This is a genomic window from Limosilactobacillus mucosae (assembly GCF_046939755.1).
Lineage (GTDB): Bacteria > Bacillota > Bacilli > Lactobacillales > Lactobacillaceae > Limosilactobacillus > Limosilactobacillus mucosae_A.
Window position 1 is genome coordinate 1 of record NZ_JBKZAY010000016.1, and the last position, 24,268, is coordinate 24,268.

At 46.5% G+C, this 24,268-nt stretch carries 23 protein-coding genes and 1 riboswitch; of the genes, 16 read left to right on the forward strand and 7 right to left on the reverse strand.

Annotation, left to right across the window (positions count from 1 at the left end; all coding sequences use genetic code 11):
* Positions 1 to 47: 47 nt before the first annotated feature.
* Complete coding sequence (locus ACLUWI_RS06435) at positions 48 to 542, reverse strand: hypothetical protein (RefSeq protein ID WP_412146626.1); 495 nt, start codon at positions 540 to 542, stop codon at positions 48 to 50.
* A gap of 329 nt (positions 543 to 871) precedes the next feature.
* Here ACLUWI_RS06435 and ACLUWI_RS06440 point away from each other — a divergent pair, with 329 nt between their 5' ends.
* The 9 genes from ACLUWI_RS06440 (at position 872) to ACLUWI_RS06480 (ending at position 10,880) form a co-directional block, all read left to right on the forward strand.
* On the forward strand, positions 872 to 3,028 hold the full coding sequence (locus ACLUWI_RS06440; RefSeq protein WP_412146670.1) for a bifunctional metallophosphatase/5'-nucleotidase: 2,157 nt from the start codon (positions 872 to 874) through the stop codon (positions 3,026 to 3,028).
* Between the two features lie 383 nt (positions 3,029 to 3,411).
* Positions 3,412 to 4,143: a 5-oxoprolinase subunit PxpB gene (gene pxpB / locus ACLUWI_RS06445; RefSeq protein ID WP_412146628.1), complete on the forward strand. Its 732-nt coding sequence runs from the start codon at positions 3,412 to 3,414 to the stop codon at positions 4,141 to 4,143.
* Complete coding sequence (locus tag ACLUWI_RS06450) at positions 4,130 to 5,146, forward strand: biotin-dependent carboxyltransferase family protein (protein WP_412146629.1); 1,017 nt, start codon at positions 4,130 to 4,132, stop codon at positions 5,144 to 5,146. Before pxpB ends, ACLUWI_RS06450 begins: the two co-directional genes overlap by 14 nt.
* Positions 5,143 to 5,583 carry an acetyl-CoA carboxylase biotin carboxyl carrier protein gene (locus tag ACLUWI_RS06455; protein WP_272208899.1) on the forward strand — a complete coding sequence of 147 codons (441 nt, stop codon included), beginning with the start codon at positions 5,143 to 5,145 and terminating at the stop codon, positions 5,581 to 5,583. Before ACLUWI_RS06450 ends, ACLUWI_RS06455 begins: the two co-directional genes overlap by 4 nt.
* Positions 5,555 to 6,934 carry an acetyl/propionyl/methylcrotonyl-CoA carboxylase subunit alpha gene (locus ACLUWI_RS06460; RefSeq protein ID WP_412146630.1) on the forward strand — a complete coding sequence of 460 codons (1,380 nt, stop codon included), beginning with the start codon at positions 5,555 to 5,557 and terminating at the stop codon, positions 6,932 to 6,934. The genes ACLUWI_RS06455 and ACLUWI_RS06460 overlap by 29 nt, the downstream gene beginning before the upstream one ends.
* A gap of 21 nt (positions 6,935 to 6,955) precedes the next feature.
* On the forward strand, positions 6,956 to 7,717 hold the full coding sequence (locus tag ACLUWI_RS06465) for a LamB/YcsF family protein (protein WP_412146631.1): 762 nt from the start codon (positions 6,956 to 6,958) through the stop codon (positions 7,715 to 7,717).
* A 42-nt stretch (positions 7,718 to 7,759) separates the two neighbouring features.
* Positions 7,760 to 8,995 (forward strand): NRAMP family divalent metal transporter, encoded by a 1,236-nt coding sequence (locus ACLUWI_RS06470; RefSeq protein ID WP_412146632.1) that lies wholly within the window; start codon positions 7,760 to 7,762, stop codon positions 8,993 to 8,995.
* Between the two features lie 171 nt (positions 8,996 to 9,166).
* Entirely contained in the window at positions 9,167 to 9,607 is a 441-nt protein-coding gene (locus tag ACLUWI_RS06475) for a hypothetical protein (protein WP_412146633.1), read from the forward strand.
* 97 nt (positions 9,608 to 9,704) lie between these two features.
* On the forward strand, positions 9,705 to 10,880 hold the full coding sequence (locus tag ACLUWI_RS06480) for an MFS transporter (RefSeq protein WP_412146634.1): 1,176 nt from the start codon (positions 9,705 to 9,707) through the stop codon (positions 10,878 to 10,880).
* 50 nt (positions 10,881 to 10,930) lie between these two features.
* On the opposite strand, the gene ACLUWI_RS06485 is transcribed toward ACLUWI_RS06480, so the two are convergent.
* Genes ACLUWI_RS06485 through thiM form a run of 4 tightly spaced genes read right to left on the reverse strand, consistent with a single transcriptional unit; the run spans position 10,931 to position 13,861 of the window.
* Positions 10,931 to 11,605, reverse strand: a complete 675-nt coding sequence (locus ACLUWI_RS06485) for a TenA family protein (protein WP_412146635.1) — start codon at positions 11,603 to 11,605, stop codon at positions 10,931 to 10,933.
* 14 nt (positions 11,606 to 11,619) lie between these two features.
* The gene (gene thiE, locus ACLUWI_RS06490; RefSeq protein WP_412146636.1) at positions 11,620 to 12,261 is read right to left on the reverse strand and encodes a thiamine phosphate synthase; all 642 of its coding nucleotides are present in this window, start codon (positions 12,259 to 12,261) and stop codon (positions 11,620 to 11,622) included.
* An 11-nt stretch (positions 12,262 to 12,272) separates the two neighbouring features.
* On the reverse strand, positions 12,273 to 13,070 hold the full coding sequence (gene thiD / locus ACLUWI_RS06495; protein WP_412146637.1) for a bifunctional hydroxymethylpyrimidine kinase/phosphomethylpyrimidine kinase: 798 nt from the start codon (positions 13,068 to 13,070) through the stop codon (positions 12,273 to 12,275).
* Between the two features lie 2 nt (positions 13,071 to 13,072).
* Complete coding sequence (gene thiM, locus ACLUWI_RS06500) at positions 13,073 to 13,861, reverse strand: hydroxyethylthiazole kinase (RefSeq protein ID WP_412146638.1); 789 nt, start codon at positions 13,859 to 13,861, stop codon at positions 13,073 to 13,075.
* A gap of 80 nt (positions 13,862 to 13,941) precedes the next feature.
* Positions 13,942 to 14,050: riboswitch (TPP riboswitch) on the reverse strand.
* Between the two features lie 223 nt (positions 14,051 to 14,273).
* Between thiM and ACLUWI_RS06505 the strand changes: the two genes are divergently transcribed.
* From ACLUWI_RS06505 to ACLUWI_RS06515, 3 genes are all read left to right on the forward strand, one after another.
* Positions 14,274 to 15,578 (forward strand): APC family permease, encoded by a 1,305-nt coding sequence (locus ACLUWI_RS06505; RefSeq protein WP_412146639.1) that lies wholly within the window; start codon positions 14,274 to 14,276, stop codon positions 15,576 to 15,578.
* A 67-nt stretch (positions 15,579 to 15,645) separates the two neighbouring features.
* Positions 15,646 to 16,554 (forward strand): alpha/beta hydrolase, encoded by a 909-nt coding sequence (locus tag ACLUWI_RS06510; protein ID WP_412146640.1) that lies wholly within the window; start codon positions 15,646 to 15,648, stop codon positions 16,552 to 16,554.
* Between the two features lie 154 nt (positions 16,555 to 16,708).
* Complete coding sequence (locus ACLUWI_RS06515; protein ID WP_412146641.1) at positions 16,709 to 17,359, forward strand: hypothetical protein; 651 nt, start codon at positions 16,709 to 16,711, stop codon at positions 17,357 to 17,359.
* A gap of 94 nt (positions 17,360 to 17,453) precedes the next feature.
* Here the strand turns inward: ACLUWI_RS06515 and ACLUWI_RS06520 are convergent, their stop codons facing one another.
* Positions 17,454 to 18,500 (reverse strand): helix-turn-helix transcriptional regulator, encoded by a 1,047-nt coding sequence (locus ACLUWI_RS06520; protein ID WP_412146642.1) that lies wholly within the window; start codon positions 18,498 to 18,500, stop codon positions 17,454 to 17,456.
* 611 nt (positions 18,501 to 19,111) lie between these two features.
* Between ACLUWI_RS06520 and ACLUWI_RS06525 the strand changes: the two genes are divergently transcribed.
* From ACLUWI_RS06525 to ACLUWI_RS06535, 3 genes are all read left to right on the forward strand, one after another.
* On the forward strand, positions 19,112 to 20,212 hold the full coding sequence (locus tag ACLUWI_RS06525) for an iron-containing alcohol dehydrogenase family protein (protein WP_412146643.1): 1,101 nt from the start codon (positions 19,112 to 19,114) through the stop codon (positions 20,210 to 20,212).
* Between the two features lie 256 nt (positions 20,213 to 20,468).
* A complete protein-coding gene (locus ACLUWI_RS06530) occupies positions 20,469 to 20,714 on the forward strand; it encodes a hypothetical protein (protein ID WP_412146644.1) in 246 nt (81 codons plus the stop codon).
* Positions 20,711 to 21,106, forward strand: a complete 396-nt coding sequence (locus ACLUWI_RS06535) for a type II toxin-antitoxin system death-on-curing family toxin (protein WP_412146645.1) — start codon at positions 20,711 to 20,713, stop codon at positions 21,104 to 21,106. Before ACLUWI_RS06530 ends, ACLUWI_RS06535 begins: the two co-directional genes overlap by 4 nt.
* Positions 21,107 to 21,347: 241 nt before the next feature.
* On the opposite strand, the gene ACLUWI_RS06540 is transcribed toward ACLUWI_RS06535, so the two are convergent.
* Entirely contained in the window at positions 21,348 to 22,508 is a 1,161-nt protein-coding gene (locus ACLUWI_RS06540; RefSeq protein WP_412146646.1) for an ArgE/DapE family deacylase, read from the reverse strand.
* A gap of 228 nt (positions 22,509 to 22,736) precedes the next feature.
* On the opposite strand from ACLUWI_RS06540, the gene ACLUWI_RS06545 reads away from it, so the two are divergent.
* Entirely contained in the window at positions 22,737 to 24,260 is a 1,524-nt protein-coding gene (locus ACLUWI_RS06545) for a gluconokinase (RefSeq protein ID WP_412146647.1), read from the forward strand.
* Positions 24,261 to 24,268 lie beyond the last annotated feature (8 nt).

Genomic DNA, 24,268 nt, shown 5'->3' on the forward strand with positions numbered 1-24,268 from the left:
AAAAAATCCCGGTCACAGCCTTAACAGTGATCGGGATAATTTTGTATTTATGCCTTTTGATTAGCGGTTTCTTCACGTAAACGCTTTTGCTGGTCTGCAATGAGCTGTTTGGTATGAGCCCAGACATCGGGGTGTTTGGTACCATTGACCCAGTAGTCGACATCAGCAAAGATTTCGGCTTGACTGGCTTGATCATAGTCATGATGCAAAAAATTGGCAGTAGCTTCAGCAGACTGTTTTTCCCACATTGCGGCCATGATAAACTGGCTGCGCGTCCGTTGCAGTTTTTCTTCAGCTGGACCGAAATCGCGAGCTTCGACATCGCTGACCTTAGCCGTAGCAATCGGCGGCTGAACTGAGTTGCTCGGCAGGTACGGTGCTACCGGCACGTTCATCAAAGCATTGTGCATTACTTCATTCCAACTGTTACCGTAAGTATCCAAACGATGCTGCAGACCTGGTTCAACATCATTAGCAATTAGATAGTCACGTTTTTCACCCCAACTAAGAGTGACATGAGCAACAAAAACTTTTTCGGACATAATCGTTCACCTTCTGATTGTTTACATATTCACAATAATTATAACGCGAATTTAAATTTATGAAAGCCCCTAAAAGTGACCCTTGATCTCAAATGTAAATTAAAGGTTTAACTTTATTTTTTTAATATAATAAAATAAAAAAATAAATTTTAAACGCTAATTTCCGCTATAAATAGCGAATTATTAACTAATTACTTACTTTAATCAAGTGCAGGACTTGGCGATCTATGCTAGATTGAAAACGCTTAAGTTTAGATATTGGGGGAATTTAAGATATGCGAAAAAGAAACTATATCTACCTATTCGGTTCAGCAATTTTGGGATTAACGATGTCGGCAATGCCGGTCAGTGCCGATGATACGACGGTAGCAGCGCCAGCTAACCAGGCCAGTTCTGTTCAAGTAGTTACCAATCCAGATTCGGCCAGTCAGCCGGGGCAGGCTGCTGATTGGTCGGATCCTTCCAAATATCAGGGATACGTACCAGTTCAAATACTTGGCATCAATGATTTTCATGGTGGCCTTTCTAATACCGGCACCGCTCAGATTGGCGATCAGACCTATCAAAATACGGGGACGGCCGAAAGACTGGCTGGCTCTTTGAATCAAGCCGAAAGTGATTTTAAGACGACCAATCCAGAGGGGACAACAATTCGTGTCGAGGCTGGTGACATGGTGGGTGCCTCGCCTGCCAACTCGGCGCTTTTGCAGGATGAATCGACCATGCATGCGCTCAAGGCAATGCATATTGAGTATGGCACGCTGGGCAACCATGAATTTGACGAGGGACTGGGCGAATTTAACCGGATCGTTACCGGTGGTCAGCCAACCAAGCAGTATAATGACGCCGAAATGGCTTACCCACACGAAGCCTCCGATATTAATATCATTACGGCAAATGTGATTCTCAAGGGCACCAAGACCGATGATAATTATGGCGAGATTCCATATGGTTTCCAGCCCTACATCATCAAGGAAATCCATACGAGTGACAATAAAATCGTTAAAATCGGCTTTATTGGTATTGAAACAACCGATCTGCCAATTTTGACACTTTACGACAACTATAAGGACTACGAGATTCTTGATGAAGCCGAAACTATTGCGCATTATGAAAAGATTCTGCGCAATCAAGGCGTCAACGCGATCGTCGTCTTGGCACATACTGGGGTGGAGACCAAGAATGGTGAAACCAAGGGCACAGCGGTTGATATCATTGAAAAACTCTACCAAATCGATCCTGATAACTCAATCGACATCTACCTGGCTGGGCACTCGCACCAATATGCCAATGCCACGGTTGGTTCAGTCAAATTAGTGCAAGCTATTTACACCGGTAAGGCCTATGACGACATTATTGGCTACATCAATCCAGCGACCAACGACTTTGCGTCTGACAGCATCGTTTCTCATGTCTTCCCAGTTCTTTCTGAAAAAGACAATCCAGCTGCCGTCAGTGACCAAACCGTTGCGGGGATCGTTGCGGATGCTACCAAGCGAGTTGCACCAGTTATCAACCAAAAGATAGGGGAGGCAGCAACTCCAGAAACCATCACGGGTCGTCTGCATAACACGGCAACGCGGGAAAACCAAGCTGGCGAACTGGTAGTTGATGGACAGTTGGCTGAAGCTAGAAAACTGGGCGTTAATGCTGATTTTGCAATGACTAATACTGGTGGGGTGCGGGCCGATCTGGTAGTTGAACCGGACCGCACGATTACTTGGGGTGCCGCTCAGGCAGTGCAGCCATTTGGTAACATTCTGCGGGTAGTTGAGATGACTGGCCAGCAGGTGATCGATGCCTTAAACCAACAGTATGACGAGGATCAGAAGTATTATCTGCAGATTGCTGGGCTTAAGTATTACTACACTGACAACAACGACCCTAACCAACCATATCGCGTAGTGGCCGCCTATGATGAAAACGGGCAGCCGTTAGACATGAACAAGACTTATCGTGTGGTCATCAATGACTTTTTGGCTGGCGGTGGTGACGGCTTTACGGCCTTTAAGGGTACCAACCAGATTGCAGTAATTGGTGCGGATACGGAAGTCTTTATGAACTACATTGCTGATCAAACCAATGCTGGTAATTTGATTAAGGCGCCAATTACTGATCGCAAAAACTATTTGACGCCGGCAGAAGCTGAAGCCATGCTGCATCCTATCGTGCCTGATACTCCATCAGACAGCCAAAATGACCAGACTGATACTGAAATTACCGGTAATACTAATAGTTCAACAACTGAGGCAAATCAGAGTCAGGAAACCACGTTCGGCAATTCGGCAGTTGCGCAATTGAAGATCGGCAATGGTCAAACAGCTCCAGTTATGGTTGCGGTTCAGTCAACTGAATCAAAACATGGTCAGACCGCGCTGCCGCAAACCGGTAATGATGAAAAATCTGCCTTGGCATTGCTTGGTACGGCGCTGATTGGGCTGTCAGGCATGCTTATAATTCGTCGTCGGCCACGGCGGCAAAAATAGTTTGATCAATCAGCGGTAAATTTAGGATTGAATTGCAGAAAAACATTCTCAAATGACGATGAGAACTGTTTGACAGAAATACAAAATATTTGATCGCGTTATGTCGGATTTCAGCATCCAGGCATGACGCTTTTTTAAAATGAAAATTTTTTTAAAATATGAAAATTCTTATTTTTCTTAATTTTTAAGATTATTTTATTTATTTTATTAAGAAAAACTAAGGAAGTAGCTTTGGCTGAAAAAGTAAAATAAAATTGTCGATTAACATTGAGTATGTGCAAGGTTGACAAGTTAGGACGATTACAATAGCATGAAAGTTACTCTAATCATTTTATAATGATTAATTCAGAAATTTAAGTCACTGGCTGAAGGGGGGATGTTCAGTGACCAGCTATCAGATTATCCCGGTTGGTGATCAGGCTTTAGCCATTGAGTTTGCCAATCGGATTGATCCAGTTGTCAATCGGCACTTACAACAGATTGGGCGTTACATCTTAAAACAGCATTTATCGGCAGTCAAAACGATTATTCCAGCCTATCGTACGCTGACGGTAACCTTTGATGGCGGCCAGACCAGCTTTGAAGAACTAAAAGATCAGCTTGAACCGTTAATTGAGAAATCAATGAGCGCGCCATTGCCACCATCCAAGACCTGGCTGATTCCGGTCTGTTATGGTGGTAAGCATGGTCCTGATTTGGATGATGTCGCGCGTTTTGCCGGGCTGAGCACTGAAGAAGTCGTTAATGAACATGTTTCCAAAGCGTACTTGATCTACTTTTTGGGCTTTTTGCCTGGTTTTGCCTATATGGGTAGTGTTGATCAAAAAATTGCCATGCCACGTCTTGAACAGCCGCGACTGGAGATTCCCGCGGGTAGCGTCGGCATTGCCGGCAAGCAGACGGGTTTTTATCCAGTTGCTTCACCAGGCGGCTGGCGAATTATTGGGCAGACACCTTTGAAACTCTATGATGAAAAAAATCCCGCAAGTTTTTATCATGCCGGTGACAGTGTTAAGTTCTTTGCCGTCGATGAAGACGAGTTTCAAAAAATTCAGCTGGCTGATCAATTGGGAAAGTATCAAGTAAAGGCGGTGACAAGCGATGCCGATGATTAATGTAATTGAGCCAGGACTGCAGACTACCGTACAAGATCTGGGACGACCAATGCATCAGATTAATGGTTTTCCGGCTTCTGGGGCAATGGATCAGACTGCTTTGCAGGTTGCTAATTTGTTGGTAGGCAACTCGCCGTATGCCGCTGCTTTAGAGTTTTCACTGACTGGGCCAACGCTGCGCTTCATGACGACAACGTTCATTGCCTTAACAGGGGCTGAATTTCATGCTCAGCTTAATGGTCAGCCAGTCAAAGGATATCGCTGTCTACAAGTACATACTGGCGACATATTGAAAATCGGACCCGCAATCAGAGGACGGATTGGCTATCTGGCAGTGGCGGGTGGTCTGCATTTGCCATTAGTACTTGACAGTCGTTCAACCACGCTGCGTTTAAAACTGGGCGGTATGGATGGACGAGCGTTAGTCAGTGGCGATCGCTTGCCAATCGAAGCTAAACCTACTTTAGTCAGTTATTATCATCGACACGCACCAATGCCGGAATTGCCTGATTTGAAAACCCCAGTTAAGATTCACGTTTTAAAAGGACCACAGTGGGAAAAATTTGATGAAAAAGATCATGAGCGATTTTTGTCTGAAACGTATACGGTGACGAATCAATCTGATCGAATGGGTTACCGATTAAAAGGCGATGCCATGCAGACCAAACAGGAAAGCATGTTATCGGCAGCCACGGTAATGGGTGGCTTACAGGTGCCAGCCAATGGTGAACCAATTGTTTTAATGGCTGATCGACAAACGACTGGCGGCTATCCACTATTGGCAGTCGTGGCGACAGCAGACTTGTCTAAACTGGTGCAATGCTGTCCAAAACAGCAGATTAAATTCGAACTGATCGAGCTGAATGCAGCCCAAGAACTGTTAAAACAGCAGCAGCAAAATTTAAAAGAGCTGCGTTATCGCATCAAAATGGCACGCTACCAGATGCCATATGGAATTACGCGCGAGGCCAGCCAGCGCATTCAACGACTTTTTAAGGGGTGATAGATTTGGATACCAAAAATATTGAAGAATTGATCAAACTGCTCAAGGAAAACGATCTAACTGAACTGGAATATGAAAAAGATGACGAGCATATCCGCATTAAACGTGCCAATAGTGAATCGTTTGCGCAGCCGGTCAGTGTTAGTCCACAGCATAGCAATCCCAGCCATCACATCATGGCCCCTAAAGAAGTCGTTACCAGCAGCAATACGATTAATGCACCAACGATCGGTGTGTTTTATACGGCTAAATCACCACAGGATCCTCCATACGTCAAGCCAGGCGACCATATTAAGCAAGGCGATGTCGTTGGGGTGATCGAAGCCATGAAGGTCTTTACCAATGTGGTTGCTGATCGTGACGGCATCGTTGAAAAGGTTTTGGTAAATAATGAAGAGGGGGTTGAATATGACCAGCCACTTATTCAAATTAAATAATTCCGTTAGTAAATGGCCCTTTCATAAGGTGCTGGTAGCCAATCGCGGTGAAATTGCGGTTCGGATCATTCGTACCTGCCGGGTATTAGGCTTGGCAACAGTGGCCGTTTATTCCGAAACCGATGCCAAATCGCTAGCCGTTCAGCTTGCAGATCAAGCAGTCTGCATTGGTCCCGACAACGTTAATGCCAGTTACCTCAACATTGCAGCCATCATCTCAGCGGCCCAGCTGACTGGCGCTGATGCCATTCATCCTGGCTATGGCTTTTTGTCAGAAAGTCCTGAATTTGCCGATGCCTGTCTGGAAAACGGGATTAAATTGATTGGCCCAAGTGGTGATGTAATGCGGCTGCTAGGCGATAAGGAACAGGCGCGGATGACGGTGGCTAAAGCTGGTCTGCCGGTCGTCAAAGGTAGCAGTACAACGATTGACAATTTGGCTGATGCTTTGGACCAGGCTCAAGAGATCGGTTACCCAATTATGGTTAAAGCTAGTGCAGGTGGCGGCGGGAAAGGCATGCGGATCGTTAATTCGCCTAAAGAAATGGCGGCTAAGTTTACGGTTGCCCAAGACGAAGCCAAAGCCGCATTTGGCAGCGGTCAGATGTATCTGGAACAGTATCTGGCCAATCCGCGGCATATTGAGGTTCAGATCGCTGCTGATCGATATGGTAATGCAATTGCACTGGGCGAGCGAGACTGTACGATTCAGGCGCGCCATCAAAAAGTTATGGAAGAAGCACCGGCTGTGGTAGTGCCCGCGCGAATTCGTGATGAGATGCTGCGGCGTTCAGCAGATGCGGTTGCCCAATTGAATTACGAGGGTGTCGGGACGATTGAGTTTTTGTATAACCATGATGGCTCTTATTACTTCATGGAGATGAATACCCGGATTCAAGTCGAGCATCCGATTACCGAAATGATTACCAATGTGGATTTGGTTGAGCTGCAGCTTAGATTGGCGGCCGGTGCCGAATTGGAGCCGCAGTTGGTTGCCACGCACGGCTTTGCTTTAGAATGCCGCATCAACGCTTTAACGCCGGGTAAGATTACCGGACTGCATCTGCCTGGCGGTCAAGGTGTCCGGGTTGATACGGCAATCTATCAAGGCTATGTCGTACCCAACAGCTATGACGGCATGATTGCTAAGATCATCGTCTATGGTGATCGCCGCCAGCGGGTTCTCCAACAAATGCAGGCAATTATTGATGAAACGGTGATTACTGGAATTCAGACCAACCTGGGATTGCTGGCACAGATTTTAAAGGAGCCATCGTTCCAACGGCTAACAGCAACAGTCAACTGGCTTGATGAACTGCAGAAAAAAAGCACTAGCAGGAAAGATAAATGATCTAAAGGGAGGGGCTGCAAAATGAAAGTTGATTTGAACAGTGATCTGGGTGAAAGCTTTGGTCATTATGTTTTGGGAAATGACGAACAGATTCTGCCGCTGATTACCACGGCCAACGTTGCCTGTGGGTTTCATGCTGGTGATCCCAACGTTATGGCTCAAACGGTAGCAATTGCTGAAAAAAATGGCGTGGCTATCGGTGCCCATCCCAGTTATCCAGATCGGATTGGCTTTGGTCGTCGGCGCATGGATATGCAGCCGGAAAACGTTGAAAATATGATTACCTACCAAGTGGCGGCACTGCAAGGCTTTGTCAAAGGACATCGGTTGCATCATGTAAAACCGCATGGCGCGCTTTACAATGCCGCGGCTAAGAGTCTGCCATTGGCACTGGCAATTTGTCGCGGGATTAAGCGCGTTGATCCTGAATTGCCAATTTATGGGCTGGCTGGCAGTCAACTGATTACGGCAGCTCGTGAAGTTGGTTTGCCTTATGCCAGCGAGATCTTTGCTGATCGGGCTTATCAAGCTGATGGAACGCTGGTACCTCGGGTCAAGCCGCATGCAGTGCTGCATGATCCGCAAGAAGTTGCCAAACGTGCGGTCCATATGATTCAAGATCAGGCCGTTACCGCAATTACTGGTGAGCATGTTGAGCTGCAAGTCGATACGATTTGCGTGCATGGTGACAATGAAGAAGCGTTGGCAATCGTACGGGCGCTGCGCTCAGCACTTAAAGATGCGGCAATTGAAATCGCACCTTTTGATCCCCACCATGCTTGATTTTGTAACTAACGACAGATTGCATAAGGGAGGAAGATGTCTATGCAAAAGCACTCAAAAAATGGCGCATCTGAGCTGCCGGCAACTCATGATAAAAAACTTCGCTCGGCCGCGATTGGTGGCGCGTTTTTAATGGCCATGTCCGCGGTTGGTCCTGGCTTTTTAACGCAAACGGCCACTTTTACGGGACAATTAGGAGCAGACTTTGGTTTTGCTATTTTGATCTGTATTTTAGTTGATATTGTCGTGCAGCTGAATATTTGGCGCATCATTGTCGTTGCCGGCAAACGGGCTCAGGTTGTTGCCAATGACGTTTTTCCTGGCTTGGGCTACCTGCTTAGTGCATTGGTGGCGATTGGCGGTTTGTTTTTCAATATTGGAAACGTCGGCGGGGCTGGCTTAGGGCTTAACGTTTTGTTTGGCATCTCACCACAAAATGGGGCAGTTTTGATTGGAATCTTTTCTATCATCGTCTTGGTAATTAAAGACGCGCTTAAAGCGGTTGATCGTACGGTCCAGGTTCTGGCGGCCATTATTGTCCTGGTTTTAATCTATATTCTGTGCGTTATGAAAGTACCTTATGAAACGGCCGTAGTTCATACGTTTAAGCCAGCGCACATTGACTTTTACTCGATTTTGACGATTGTTGGCGGAACCGTTGGCGGCTACATTTCGTTTGCCGGTGGGCATCGTTTATTGGCTGGCGGTGCCAATGGTCAAAAAGACATCAAGTACGTCAATGAAGGCGCTTTAACTGGCATCGGCCTGGCATCGGTTGTACGAGTAATGCTTTTCTTGGCAGGGCTGGCAGTGGTTACGGCTGGCTATAAGTTAGATCCAACCAATCCAGCGGCCTCGATCTTTAAGTATGCAGCTGGCAATTTTGGCTACAAGTTCTTTGGGCTGGTTTTGATTGCGGCTGGGCTGTCTTCCGTTTTAGGTTCGACGTTTACTTCAGTTTCGTTTTTGGACTATGCGGTCAGCAAGAAGGGCAATGCCAAGTTTGATCAGTTCCGCAGCTGGATTACGATCGGCTTTATTGTTTTTGCCACGACGATCTTCTACTTCATCGGTCAGCCAGCTAAGGTCCTGGTTGTAGTTGGGGCTTTGAACGGCTTTATTCTGCCAATTGCATTGGGAATTTTACTGGTTGCCGCGCACAAGGCCAAGATTATGGGGAGCGATTATCACCATCCTGCTTGGCTGACTTGGACAGGCTGGATCGTGGTTGCCTTTATGGCCTACTCCAGCATTGCCGCGGTTATGAAACTGCTTTAAGATGATTCATGACTGATGTGCTTAACAGTGCATCAGTCTTTTTATGCCAAAAAAGTACAACGTTGTACGTCTTTTTAGCATAGGATTGGAAACGATTGCTAAAACGTTACGAAACATGTTATCATGGAACGGTAAGATATCACGTGGTTTATTTTCAAGGAGGGGATAACAATGAAGAAAACTCGCATGATGATGTTTAGTCTGGTTCTGTTTGGTCTACTGCTGGTGGCAGTTCCCGCGCAGGCAGCCAGTATCGGGGTCACGGAAAGTACTACTTCGGCGTTATCATCCTTGAATAGTCTGCCGCTTGCTGCTGCCGGTGATGACGGCTGGGCAGTTTTGGGGGCTTTGGTAGTTGCTTTGCCAGGCGCGTTTTATTTTGGCAAGAAGACTGATGAAAAAAGTCGGCAGGCGATGCAGTCTGGCAATCAAGATCGAATGGTGCTTAACTATCGCGGGCATCAAGGCACTGTTGAACAAATGAGCGGCAAGCAGGGGCTGTTTGGCCATGTCGTTGGCGCGCGTCATTTAGTACTGTATGAGGGTCGCACCTTTGAAGAGTTGGAAAACGATTTTCACGAAGCAGTCGATGAATACCTAGCTAAATATTAAAAACAGAGCACGGTCGTTAAAAACGGCGGTGCTCTTTTATTACGTTGATTATTAGAGTATAATGATAAATTATTATTGATTTATGAGGAGTGGCATTTTGGCAAAACGGGAATCAATCTATACCAAAGACGTGATTTTAGTCATGATTGCGTCTTTTTGTTTTATGTTCAGCAACATGTACTGCAATCCGCTGATTAATGGCTACGCACAAAAACTGGGGGCCAGCAGTACCTTTGCCGGTGTAATTGCGGGGATGATGAGTCTGGTGGCAATGTTTCTCAGACCGATCGCCGGCAATATGACGGATCGCTTTTCCAAGTATCGACTTGCATCAATCGGTGGCCTGCTGAGTTTTATCGGTGTCAGCGGCTATGTATTGGCACCAAACAGTGGCCTTTTGATGTTGTTTCGATTGATCAACGGGACCGGCTATGTCTTGTGTACCGTCTGTATGACGACCTGGCTGGCCAGTCTGGTGCCGTTGTCGCATGTTGGCGAGGCAATGGGGCTGTATGGCATCATGAACGCATTGGCAATGGCCTTTGCACCGGCCGTCTCCATCAATTTGTACCATGTGATCGGCTATCGGCATGCCATCATCATTTCGGCTGCTTCGGCACTCCTGGTTGCCATAATCGTTCAGTTCGTTAGCGATCGCTCAGTGCCCAAAAATAAGCCACGGTCAAATCGGTATGGGCACATCAAGATTATTCAAAAAAATGCCTTGCCAGTAGCAGCTATGACGGCTCTGTTTGCCATCCCATACTTTGCCACACAGGCTGATATCGTGACCTATGTTGAGCAGCGCCACTTAACGGTTGCCGTAGGAGCTTATTTTATGATCTATGCCGCCGTTCTGCTGGTGATTCGGCTCTGCTTGCGCACTAAGTTTGATACGGTACGCTTTGGTAAATGGCTGATTGCCAGCTTGATTGCCAATGTTTTTTATCTGATCATGCTTTCAATTATGAGGACCAATTGGGAAATGGCTTTGGCGGCTGCTGAAATGGCGATGGGATACGGCATCATCTACTCAGTCTGTCAGTCAACGGCTCTGATGCTGGCGCCACAAGGAGAGCAGGGACTGGCCAGTTCAACGTTTTTCCTGGGCATTGACATCGGGATGACGCTGGGGCCAATTTTAGGCGGTCTGATTGATGAATATCTGCCGCTCAAAGCCTTTTATCCGGTCATGTTGGTCATTGTGCCAATCATTTTCTTGATCTATTTGGGAGATCGCAAAGAGTTAAACGATGCGGTCGCAAAACATTAAAAAAACGCTGGGTTGTCAGACGCAATCCAGCGTTTTTAAATCGTGGCTGTTTAATTATTGAGGTCGGCCCAGGTCTGGTGAGTGTAAGCCATTTGCCAAAATCCCAGCTCATAGCTGCTGCTGCGCAAAAAGGCCGTCATCATCTGCTGCTTGACGGTTTCATTGTTGTTAGCGGCCAACTCATTGACCAGATCAATCAGCTGCTGTGTGCTGGTATCAAAGCCAACCGTCTGATAGCTGTCAAAGAAGGCTTGATATACAGGCACGGGACTGGTTTGATTTTTCCAATAGTCGGCAATCTCATCATAAAGCCAATAGCATGGCAACAGACCAGCCACGGCCGCCGCGGGATCAATACTCAGCTGATGCTCCATATGAGTAATGTAAGCGTAGTTGTTGGGAGCAATGGGAGCTTGTTGGATCTCTTCTGGATTAAGATGCAGCTGTTGGAGCATGGGACTGCGCTGAATGTCTTCTCCGGAACCATTGGCCAGCTTTAAGAGCAACGCGCCCTGTGATTGAGGAAGCAGGGCGGCGGTTCTTTCATGCAGCTTTTCAAACGCGGCCAGGTATTTGGTATCCTGCGTCAGATAATAGCGAAAGGTTGCTAATGGCAGTTTGCCGCTGGCCAGTTCAGTGATAAATGGATGGTGAATGCTTTTTTGCCAGAGTGGTGCAGCTGCTTGATGCAGTTTTTCAGAAAATTTGGTTGAGTTTGCGTTCATATTGTTTCACCAGCTTAGTATAAGGAGTTGACGGCGGTGACTGTCTTTTTGATATCAGGACTTTGCAGAATCATCGAAATCATGGAAAGCCCTGCCACGCCAGATTCAAGCGTTGATTGCATGTTGGCCTCACTGATGCCGCCAATGGCTACGATTGGATGAGTGCTTAGTTTGACCAGTTCATGCAGTTTTTCAAGGCCCATAGCTGGATCGGCGTCATTTTTAGAGCTGGTCGGGAAAATCGGTCCACTGCCGACATATGCTACCGGCAATTGGTTGGCGTGCTCGATCTGTGCTGGCTGATTGCATGAATAGCCGACAAACATGATATTCCCAACCGCGGCTAAGACCTGTTCGATACGCTGATCTTTTTGCCCAACATGGATACCATCAGCGTTGATAGCCTGGGCCAATTCAACGTCATCATCGACGATCAGCGGAATGTGATGCTGATCGGCAAGACCACGCAGCTTTAGTCCCAGCTGTACGCGCTGTTTTTGGTCAAGTTGGCTGGTGCCTTTTTCGCGATACTGAAAGGCGGTAATGCCGCTGTCCATTGCGATTGATACGTCGTTTAGAAAACGTTTTGGATCATGATTGACGTCTTGGGTGCCGCCAACCAGGTAGCAATGCAGCATTTCTTTTCTAAATTGCATCGTGACACCTCCTAGACAGCCCAATGATTCAAAGGACCATGCCCATGACCAACTTGGATGCCATCGCGAATCGTGGCTTCTACGTAGGCTTTGCCAATGCGAATTGCGTTTTCCATTGATACGCCCTTGGCCAATTCCGCAGTAATGCAGGCCGAAATCGTATCACCAGTCCCATGCGTACGTTTGGTATCGATGCGCGGCGAGCTCATCCAGAAGCTGGACCCGTCAGCCAGCAATACAAAATCACTGGCCTGTTTTTGATCGTTAAAATGACCGCCCTTGACCAAAACGTTCTTGGCGCCTAAAGTCAACAGCCGCTGCCCAGCTTTTTTCATGTCTTCATTGTTCTTGATCGTCATTTCTGCTAACGCCTCTGCTTCCGGCAGGTTGGGCGTTACCAGATCGGCGAGGGGAAGCAGCTTGGCTCTGACCGTGCTGATTGCCTCGTCGGTCAACAGATGTGCGCCGCCTTTGGCAATCATGACTGGATCAACTACCAGTGGTCCAAAGTCGTATTGTCCGAGATTGGCGACGACGGTTTCAACGGTTTCAGTATCAGCCAGCATGCCAGTTTTGCAGGCGCGAATCTTTAAGTCGGCGTTTAAAGAGGCAAACTGTTCATCAATGATTTTTTTAGGCAGCGGCATGGCATCTTGAACGCCCAACGTGTTTTGTGCCGTAATCGCGACTAAAACAGTCGTGGCAAATACATGCCGCATCTGCATGGTTTTTAGATCTGCCTGCATACCGGCGCCGCCACCTGAATCAGAGCCGGCAATTGAAAGGGCTTGGGGAAATTCATTGATCATCTTTAGTCTTCTTTCTGTAATTCGGTTTGCCAGGCTGCAATCAATTGATCATCAGCTTGGTAAAGATTATCCAAAAACATGTCGTACCAGCGGCTTGGCATTTGGGTCTGCTTGGCAGCGGCCTGGCCGGCTAGGGCAAACACCTCACAAGCCGTGGCAGCCGCTTCTAAGACACTGCCTCCCAAACCGATAAAGGCCGCGATAATACTAGAAAGCATGTCGCCAGTTCCTACATGAACAGCAAATAAAGGCGAGCCAAATGGAACCTTGATGACTTTTTGACCATCAGTAATGATATCTACGGCTCCAGTCATTGCAACGACGGTCCGATATTTTTGGGCACATTTTTGCGCGATGACGGTCAGATCACCATCCCCAGATCCCGCGTCGATTCCGTGGCTTTGCCAGTCAATCCCGGCTAAGGCCGCAATCTCGCCGGCGTTTCCGCGGATACAGGCAAAATGATACTTATTCAAAAGCTCATTGGCGACCTGGGTACGATAGGCGCTGCCGGCACACGCAACCGGATCAAAAACGGCTGGTACCTCTAAAAACTGCGCGGCGTCCATAACCGCCAGCATTTCTTTTCTTTGTTCGGCTTCAACGGTTCCTAGATTAATCGTCACGGCCTGGGCGATTTTAACCATGTCTTCAGCTTCTTCAGGAGCCTTGGACATGATTGGTGAAGCACCTAAAACGTTTAAGCCATTGGCAACGTCAGCGGGCGTGACCATGTTGGCTACCGTCAGCACTACTGGATTTTGCTTGCGCAGCTGAGCAATCAGACTCATTTGAATTCCTCCTTTGATTGGCTGAAATAAAAAATCCGCGAACTTGTCAAAACGCTCGCGGATCTGGTTGATTCCAATTCAAAAAAGAAAAAGCACTTTCCTTCGCAAGCATCGACTTAACAGGTTCAAAGAGTTTACGCGTCACTGCGCGCGTCTCAGTCCAGAACATGGACTCCCCTAGTGCGGAAAAATATTCAACTTGGTTTCAGTATAGCAGAAAATCTCAAATAGAAAAGGCCTTGTTGATTTGAATCGTACCGTCTTTTAGATGATTTTGCGATTCTTGCAGGTCAGACGGCAATTTAAAAAAGCTGATCAATAGTTTACCCACCAGCAAAAAGCTGACAAACAGCTTAAAGCAGTGATAAATTATTGATAATAAGACTTTTTTATTATTAAAGAGGTGACGGTCATGTCGAACCATAAAGCAGGTAAAATCAGCTTTGCCTCGGTGTTCTTATTTGGCATCAACAGCATGGTTGGCTCCGGAATTTTTCTTTTGCCTGGCGTGCTGTTTCAAGAAGCAGGCAACTGGAGCCTGATTTTGATATTGCTAGCGGCATTGGCGGTTTTAGCAATGACTTACTGTTATGCTGAAATGGCGCATCACTTTTCAGGCAATGGCGCGGGTTGGTACTATACTTATAAGGAGTTTGGCCGATTTTGGGGTTTTGAGATCGGACTGTTTACCTGGCTGCAGGGAGCCGCGGCAATTGCTACTGAGATCGCGGCTTTTTTGCGCGGACTAAGGCCATGGCTGCCTGAGCTAAGCGAGCTTGCGGTCTATCGCTGGGCGGGGGTTGGCCTGATCTTGATTTTGCTGACGATTCGGCTGTTGGGCAAAAAGGCATCAGTCTGGGCCAATGATCTTTCTACGGCCTTGAAACTGACGATTTTGGGGCTGTTTATCGTGCTGGGGATCTTTTATCTCGATCTGGATAATTTTAATGTGGCCGCCAGCTCCTCAGCCAGAAATTTTGATCATGCATTTATGTTGATCTTCTTTATGTTTCCAGGCTTTTCATTTTTGCCGGTGCAAGCCTCATCTATTCATAATTCTAAAAAGAACTTGCCAAAACTTTTGATCAGCGTAGTCGTTTGCGTTGCACTGATCTATATAGTTACCATGAGCGTGGCAATCGGGATGCTTGGCAATCAGATCGACAACGCAGATGCACCATTGGCTTGGGCATTTGGTCAGCGGTTTGGCAAAATTGGCGAGATCGTGATTATGATCGGGATGCTGGGATCGATTGCCGGCGTGGCGATTTCAATGTTTTACAGTACGCCATACGTGGTTTCTTCCTTGGCTAATGAAAAAGCGCTGCTGCCTAAGTTTATCGGCATTAAGACTAAAAATGGCGTTCCATACGTGGCTACGCTTTTAACGGCCGGAATCGTTTTGATTTTGGTAATGACAGGAGATTATCTGGCGCTGATTCCCTGCAGCATCATGATTGCCGTCGTGCAGTACGCTTTTGTGGCCATGGCAACGATTAAGCTGGAGCTGGCAGATTTAAAACGGCGGCGTCAGCAAGGTAAAATTGATCACATCGACATTTATGAGATGATCTTGGCAATAATTGCCTTGTTGTGCTGTCTGTTTCTGGCTCGCTTTGTAACGCCTCTAGCAATTGAGATTACGGTTGGGATTGCGTTAATCGGGTTGATCAGCTATCTGGGTCAGCAGTTCAGGCGGCGGCCAGCTAAGCATTAACCAAAGACAGCGCTTTTTATCAGCGTTATAATCGGATTAGATGATTTAGAAGCGGAGGGGATTTTTAATGACGGAAATCAATTCATACGTTGACCCAAAGTGGTTGCCGATTGCAGATAAATTCTGTCATGAAGCTAAAGAAAATGACGATGCACGTGACGCAGGACTGAATCCTTATCCCGAGAACGTCGATCGCTTCGATAATATTCGTTATGGCGATCATGGTGAATCCAACCTGCTGGATCTTTATCGGCCACATCGCTACGAAGGAAAGGTGCCTGTAATCGTCCATGTGCATGGTGGCGGCTACGTGTATGGTACCAAGGAGACCTATCAGTTTTATGGCTTGGCGCTGGCAAGAATGGGCTTTGCCTTTATCAACTTCAACTATCGTAAGGCGCCTGAAGTTGAGTATCCAAGCGAATTGCGTGAAACCAATCAGGTCTTTTGGTGGCTGGCTGAGCATGGCGACAAATACGATCTGGATCTGAATAACGTCTTTATTGCTGGTGACAGTGCCGGAGCTCAGATGGCTGAGCAGTATCTGGTCATGTATACCAATCCGGAATATGCGCAGCTATTAGGGATGACGATGCCAAATTTAAAATTGAAAGCGGGACTGCTTAACTGCGGCTGCTACTTTTTAGAGCGGCAGCTGGCTCAACCAAGCATTTTGGATGCCTATTTTACGGGGCATGCCCGTTCACTGCATCCGTATGATCTGAAAGTCGAAAACTACATTACCAAAGACTTTTTACCGGTCTTTATCATGACTGCCAACCAGGACTTTCTGCATGATACAGCCGTTCGTTTCGATCAGTATCTGATTGATCGTGGTATCTTCCATGAGTTCAGAAGCTATGGCGACTCTCAGCATCCCCGCGGTCACGTCTTTCACGTTAATCAAAAAGATTCCGAGATTGCGGCACGTTGCAATGCCGATGAACTTGACTTTTTGCGGCGTTTTATTGATTAGCATTAAATCAGTCGGCACCGCTTAAAATCAAGAAATCTTTAAATTTTAAAAGCTGCCCGTTTCATGGCGAGACGGGCAGCTTTGAGTTTAATGACTGATTCATCTATAATTGACCAATAGAAATTGACCAATAGACTTTAATGGGGGGATCGGAATGGATCATCAGCCGGATACGCGTGACTGGTCATTTGCCAAGCGTGCCTTAGCTGAAATTGAGCAGGCTAAGCGCAAGAAATGGTACAGCTTTTGGGTGCAGGTTGAATTGCCAAATGGAGAAAAGCATTGGTATCAGCTGCCTAAAGACGTTCAGTACGCCATGCGCCAGCACGAAAGAAAGCACCACCAAGACTGGTTTTTGATCATTAAAGGCGCCTTAATCAATGTGCCGGTTTCTGCTTATGACAAAGAAGGCAATGTTAAGATTAAGACTGGCATTATCCGACGTGCCGAAAAACGACATCAGCATACGTTTGATCCAGCCAAGATCTCGCGCAGTCAGTTCGTCCAGCCACGCTATTGCTGGTGGGGGATCAGCAATCAAAAAGAGATGATTGTCTATTTGCAGCATGACCATAATGCCGCTAATCGCGATGAGATCAAACAAGACGTTCGCATCATCAATCACAAGTGGCAAAAAGAGCATTGGCAGCATCCCTGTCAACTGGGAATTAAATCCGGTCTGCTGGTCAGTGCATTGATGCTAATGGGCTTTTGGGCACCGTTGCGCATTCTGCTTTTTGGCGGCGCCATTTTGGTATTTTTAATCTCACTTTTGTTAAATCTGTATCTTAATCAGGTTAAATAAAAAGAGGCTGAGAATTAACGCAACCTCTTAACCGCTTTATAGATAGTAATGTCTCAGCGCATCAGCTCTCTTTGCCATTTGAGCATGAGGGCTTTTATTGATAGTTGGCCAGGGCAGCCGTAAGCTCACTTTTGATTTTTTCGACCAGCGCAGTTGGCTGTAAAATCTTGACTTGTGAACCAGCGCTGAGCAGCCAGATCAAAGCACCTTGAATATTGGCCACGTGCGTTTCAATGACGACGTTTTCTTCATCCGCAGCCAACTGATTAAAGTCAAATGATTCTTGTTTTCTGGCATCATAGATCGGTGTCGTCAAGTCGGATTCATGATAAACCTTGGCAGCGTATGGGAATTTATCGAGTGAAGGCTCAATGATGCGACGCGCGCAGCGGAATACGATTTTTTCGACCGTGCCATTAATGCTGCCGAACATATTGGCCAGACTGTTGATGTTGGCGCTACGGCTGGTTTCAATAGCATCGGGATCGCAATCGATTGGCAGGCTGGTCAGACTGGCCTGCCGGATGCGATCAATGCGATAGTTTCTGATGTTGTTAGCTCTTTCTGGCACATTGTATAGGATCGCGCGCAGATAGAAGTAGTGGTCATTAAAATCGATACTTAGTGGATCCAATTCACGTTGGGCAACTTGACCATGTGCATCTTGATAGACGATTTTTAAGACGTGTTGATCAGACAAGGCATGACAGATCGTCTCAAAAATGTTGACGTCAACCAGCGATTGAACGGGCTGATACTCATCGCGGCTAGGTTTTAAAAGCACCTTTAAAAGCTCATCTTTATTGACGACTTTAAATGGTGCCAGCAATCCTTTGATAACCGCGGAAAGATCGGCTTCGCTGAAGGCTCGGCTGGCAATGATAATCTTGGCAATAATCAATGTCCGGCGAAAATCGATGGTTTTGGGTGCCGTATTTAACCGAAAAATACGGTCGTGATCGTTAAATGGCTGAACGGTAATTTCCATTGGGGCCAGCCACTGTTTGATTTTGTTAAAATTTTTGTTGATGGCATCTGATTTGACATTGGCAACTGCTTCGATCTCGCTACTGGTTACCATCCCTTCCGTCAGCAGCTTGATCAGCATAAAGCGTGCGGCTTTTCCTTTCGTATCGGCCATTGAAAACTCCCCCTTAATGTAAGCAAAAATATTATAGCAAATGAAGAGCAGTCAGGTTAATCGCCTGGTGATCGAACGGATTGATTGATGAGAGTCGAACTAATGATTTACTAATCTCTTTAAAAGGGGCTATCTTGCCAGATGACAATTATTTTGTGTTTACAGTAGCTGCAGTTGAAAACGCCGATTGTCGATGAATTCAACGCTCGGCAATAGTATTCATCCTCGTTTGACATTAACTTATTTTAATAAATCAAACTAATTAATTTTAATTTAAATTAGAAAACATATTGACATTTTAATTTAATTATCATAAACTAGCACCATCAAATCATGACACGGGTTAAAATAGAAAGGAGCCGTTACTAATGAAAGCTCAATTAAAAGTTCAATTTAATCATCAAACGGCTTCCAAAAAACAAGCCCTGCTGATGCTGACTATCAAGGACCCGATTATTATTCAGTGTTGACTGAAAATAATTTGGCCCTTATTTAGCTTAGCTGAGGGCCTTGATCAAAGCTCTCATTCAAAGCGAATGGGAGTTTTTATTTTGCCGGTCATAGGTTTGCTAAACGACACAACATAAGATACATGAAAGAGGGAATCTACCATGATGTTTTCACAATGTGGACCACAACGTTTTATCTCTGACAATGATGCCTACGCATATCTGCCAACTTACTTTGAGGAAGGCAACGTTAAAAAAGTGCTGTTCCTGCATGGTGAAAAATCATGGACTGCCGCAAAGCCATACATGCCAAAGATGCCAGCCAGCGTTGAGATTGTTGACGTGCCTTTTAATGGTGAATGTTCATACGAAGAAATCGCGCGCGTTAAAGAAATTGCCACGCAAAAGCAGGTTGACATGGTCATTGCCTTGGGCGGCGGTAAGTGTCTGGATACTGCTAAAAGCGTTACGACTGGAACGCACTTTAAACTGGGCCTGATTCCAACTTTGGCCAGCAACTGTGCCCCATGGTCGGCTTTGAGTGTGCACTATCATGAAAATGGCGAGCACATCAACCATGAAATCTACCAAGAAACGGCTGACATTATGCTGCTTAATCCTAAGGTAATCGTCAATTCGCCAATTAACTATTTTGTTGCCGGGATTGGCGACACGCTGGCTAAATACTATGAATCAGAAATGATCTTTGAAAACATGAAGCCAGAACAGTTTAACGTACAGCTGACGATTTCGCGGGCAATGGCGCAGGCCTGCCGCGATGATCTGCTGGAAAACTCCGAACAGGCGATTGCCGACATGAAGCAAGGCAAGGTAACGCCAATCTTCCGCAAAGTTGTGGAAACGGTGATCGTAACGTCTGGTCTGGTCGGTGGCTGGGGCGACTACTTTGCACGAGCAACCGGTGCTCATTCAGTTCATGATGCACTGACCGTCTTCCCTGAAACCAGCGATTCGCTGCATGGCGAACGGGTTGCTTATGGGATTCTGGTGCTTTTGGCTCTTGAAAAGCGTGAGGATGAAATGGCTGAGCTTTTGCCGCTTTACCGCAGCATGGGCCTGCCAGTATGTCTGGAAGACTTGAATCTTGATGGCAGTGATCAAGATGTTGTAGCTCAGATTGCCCGCGATACTTCCGCAGATGGCACGCAGATTCACTTCCTGCCAATCGACACGAGCGCGCCAGAAGTTGCAAAAGCTATTAAGCGGGTTGAAGAAATTACGGCTAGTGAAACGATTGCTTAAAAACTTTCGGTTGGATGGTGCGATGTTTTATCAGTAAAAAATTAACAGATAAAATTTAGCTATGCGGCTTGATGGCGGATTTTCCGTAGTCAGGCCGTTTTGCTTGCAGACCTGCGCTTAGTTTAAAAAATCCTAAATCCCTAAAAATTCAGTTATGTTTTGGAGAAAAAACGCGACTGTAAGGGTTATGAGGGCAATTAGCTCTAAATGACTTTTGTAACTACAATATGTTATTATGTAATTACGAGGTGATTATATGATTAATCTGACGGGTAAATCCAAACTCTTCAAAACGGGCAACTCATTTGGCCTGCGATTGACTAAAAGTGATAAGGAATTTCTTCATGCCAACCCAGGCGACGAGTTTGAAAAAAGTATTTCACCAGATGGTCAGACCATTACTTTTCGCAAAAAACAAGAGGTTAGTGACGAGACTAAAGCAATGATCAAGCAGCTTTTTGATGATAACAGCGAATTGATGGAACGGTTAAAAGATAAATGATCTATTTAACACAAGCAGAAATAATCGCCGTTAATCAATATGCACTTGCAGGGGTAGGGCAACATTACCAGGGTATTCAATATCCTGCTGGCCTTTCATTAGTAGTTGAACAGCCACAGATGATTGTTTTTGGACGAACTCTTTATCCTACGATTTGGCTGAAAGCTGGTTATATCATGCAAAAAATTACCAAGAAGCATATTTTTGTAGATGGAAACAAGCGAACGTCATTTCTTGCAACCCTACTTTTCCTAAGAAAGAACGGCTATCTGGTGAATTTCACAACTGATGAAGGTGAAGCACTGATGATACAGATTACCATGGCAGAAGATACCGAAGACGAAATGATAAAAATCTCAGAAATTCTTGAGCAGCATAGTATTCATGTGTAGTCTAAGATTGAAAAGATAAGTAATTAAAGATTGGCTTGATTATGGTCTCGATATTCTATCGGTGATGCAAAACAATTAAAGCAACTGACGCGGCTTGATTGCGGTTTTTTCCGTAGTCAAGCCGTTTTTTTAGCTGAATTTTGAGATTAGAAAAGCCCATTGAGTAACCAGATGAATTTTTTGATTCGTCTAGTTACTCAATGGGCATGATAGATACTGGCTTGATCGAAATTCTTTGGGTCTAGTTAAGATAATCACGGGCAATCTGCTTGTAGATGTCAATCATGCTGAGATATTGATCCAAGTCGATATACTCGTCAATCTTATGGGCCGTGGCGTTACCGGGGCCAAATACCAAAACGTCCATGTCGCGATTGGCTTTGGTCATTTCTGAAGCATCCGTGCCAAAAGCAATGCCGCGGACGTTAAAGCTGCGTTTTAAATGATCGGCGGCAGCCTTTTGAGCAATGTTAACGATTTCCGCATTACGATCGGTGGTTACCGCGATTTTGCTGCCGAGGATCTCTATGGAAAGCTGGGCGTGATCCTGTTTGTTGATCTCAGCAATAATACGTTTTATACGGGCGATGATATCGTCATTGTTTGTTTCGGGGATGGTTCTGAGCTTGACGAAAAGTTCCGCGTGATCGGGTACGGCATTGAGCTGCTCGCCGCCATCAATCCTAGTGACTACCGGCACGGCACGTCCCAAAACCGGATTTTCATATTGAGTTACCAATTCATGGAAGTATTGCTCTTGTGCCTGATAAAAATGAATCAGAGGCGTAATGGCATTGAAGCCCAGATCAGGTCGCGAACTGTGAGCTGCCTTGCCGACCGAGTCAATGCGATAGGTGATCGATCCTTTATGCGCGTAGGCAATATCGGCATTGGTTGGCTCAGCAAAAATGGCTGCCGTGATATTGTCAACATATCCATCCTTGGCAAACTGCTGGGCACCCTGCATGTGATTGATCTTGGAGCTTTCTTCGGCAACGGTTCCTAAAAGTTCGAGCTTGCCATTCAAGGTAATTCCCTCATCCTTTAGCTCAGCCAATGCAATTGCCATGGCTGCCAGGCCACCCTTCATATCAGCCGTCCCACGCCCATACATACGCTTGTTTTCGATATGAGCACTGAATGGTGGAAAGTGCCACTTAGCGGGATCTTCAGTCTTTACCACGTCTTGATGACCACAAAATGCGAGTGCCTTGCCATTTTTACCCGTGCCAAGCTGGGCATAAAAATTGCTGCGCCCAGGCATGACCGGCAGCAGGCGACAGCTGACGTCATGCTGGTTCATAAACGACTGCAAAACGGTGGCAACGCGGTCTTCAAAGCCGCCTGCCGTATCGATTTGGATCAGCTGTTTCAAAAAGTCGATGCGTGCTTGATTATCCATGAAAAAGACCCCTTTAAAATCCATTTTAGAAACCATCTTAGCGTATGGAACGGGGTCTGTCTAAAAAAATTTTAAGGAGCAAAAAGCAGCGTTATCAAGGTATTTCGGTTTATCGATTTCCCAAATTTGCCTGAAAGCGTTGACAAAATATGAAAGCGCATTTATTATACTAGGTGTATCGATAACCCAAAGCGTTTTCAAAAGTGTAAAGACAAGGGAGAGTTGAAGATGAACTATCTGATTGGGGTAGATGTCGGCACGACCAGCACGAAAGCGGTCCTGTTCGACGAAAAAGCACAAGTGATTGATTCATATAAAGAACTGTATCAGCTTTATCGTGATGGCAACGGAATGGCCGAACAAAATCCAGATGATCTGGTGGCTGCCGTTGAGAAAGTGATCCATGATGCGGCTGAGCGTGCAAAGATTTTGAATGGCAAGGTATTGGCAGTTTCATTTTCCAATGCCAACCAAAGCGTGATTTTGCTGGATCAAAATCACCAGCGCTTGACGCGAGCCATGACCTGGGCTGATACCAGGGCGCGCGATGTTGCGGCACGTTTAAAGGCAACGCCGGATGGAGCCAGAATCTATGCCCAGACTGGGACGCCAATTCATCCAATGTCGCCTTTGACCAAGCTGATATGGCTGAAGCGGACGCGGCCTGAAAAAATGGCGGCGGCTGCTTATGTTGCTGATATCAAGTCGTATCTGTTTTGGAAATTGTTTGGTAAGTTTCGAGTCGACATCTCAACGGCCAGCTGTACGGGACTGTTTAACATGCACACTCAGGACTGGGACGATGAGATTCTCAAGTTGACTGGCATTACACGCGCGCAGCTGCCAGAGATCGTTGACGGTACGACTCAAGAAACCGGCCTGACGCCGGCAGCCAAGCAGGCAACGAGACTTGATGATGACACGCCGTTTGTCTATGGTGCGTTTGATGGCGCGCTTTCAAATCTCGGTGTGGGGGCAACGCGGCAAGATACGGTTGCGATTACAATTGGTACTTCGGCAGCCGTGCGGGTCGCGACTGATCATCCAGTAGTTGATCCTGAACAGCGGCTGTTTTGCTACTCGATTGATCGACAGCGCTGGGTGGTTGGCGGTCCTTTGAACAATGGCGGTGATGTTTTCCAATGGGCGGCTAATCATTTGGTCGACAGCTCAGCGGCCAAAAGCGAGGACAAATCAGTCTATGATATTGCCAATGACGTAATTGCCAGCGTACCAGCGGGGGCTCACGGACTGTTGTTCCATCCATTTTTGGGTGGTGAACGCGCGCCACTGTGGGATGCCAATGCGCGTGGCAGCTTCTTTGGTCTGAATCCGCTGCATACGCGTGCTGACATGCTGCGCTCAGTGATGGAGGGAATCTGCATGAACATTGCGACGGTCTATGACGCGGTCTGTGATCTGGTCGGCAAGCCTGCCAGCGTAACGGCAACGGGCGGTTTTGCCAGATCTGAAGTCTGGAAGCAGATGCTGGCCGATGTCTTGGATGTCGCGGTCAACATTCCTGAATCATATGAATCGGGTTGCTTAGGTGCGATCACCATGGCGATGAAGAGTCTGGGCATGGTTGATGATCTGGATGCGGTGCAAGACTTTATTGGTAGCGTTGGCGCTTATCAGCCAGACGCCGCCACGGTCCAGGTATATCAAAAGTATCTGCCATTGTTTAAACAGGTTGAAGGATTGCTCAAGCCGGCCTACTCAACGATTGCTCGGCTGCAGCAGGAAAATTAATCGCAAGG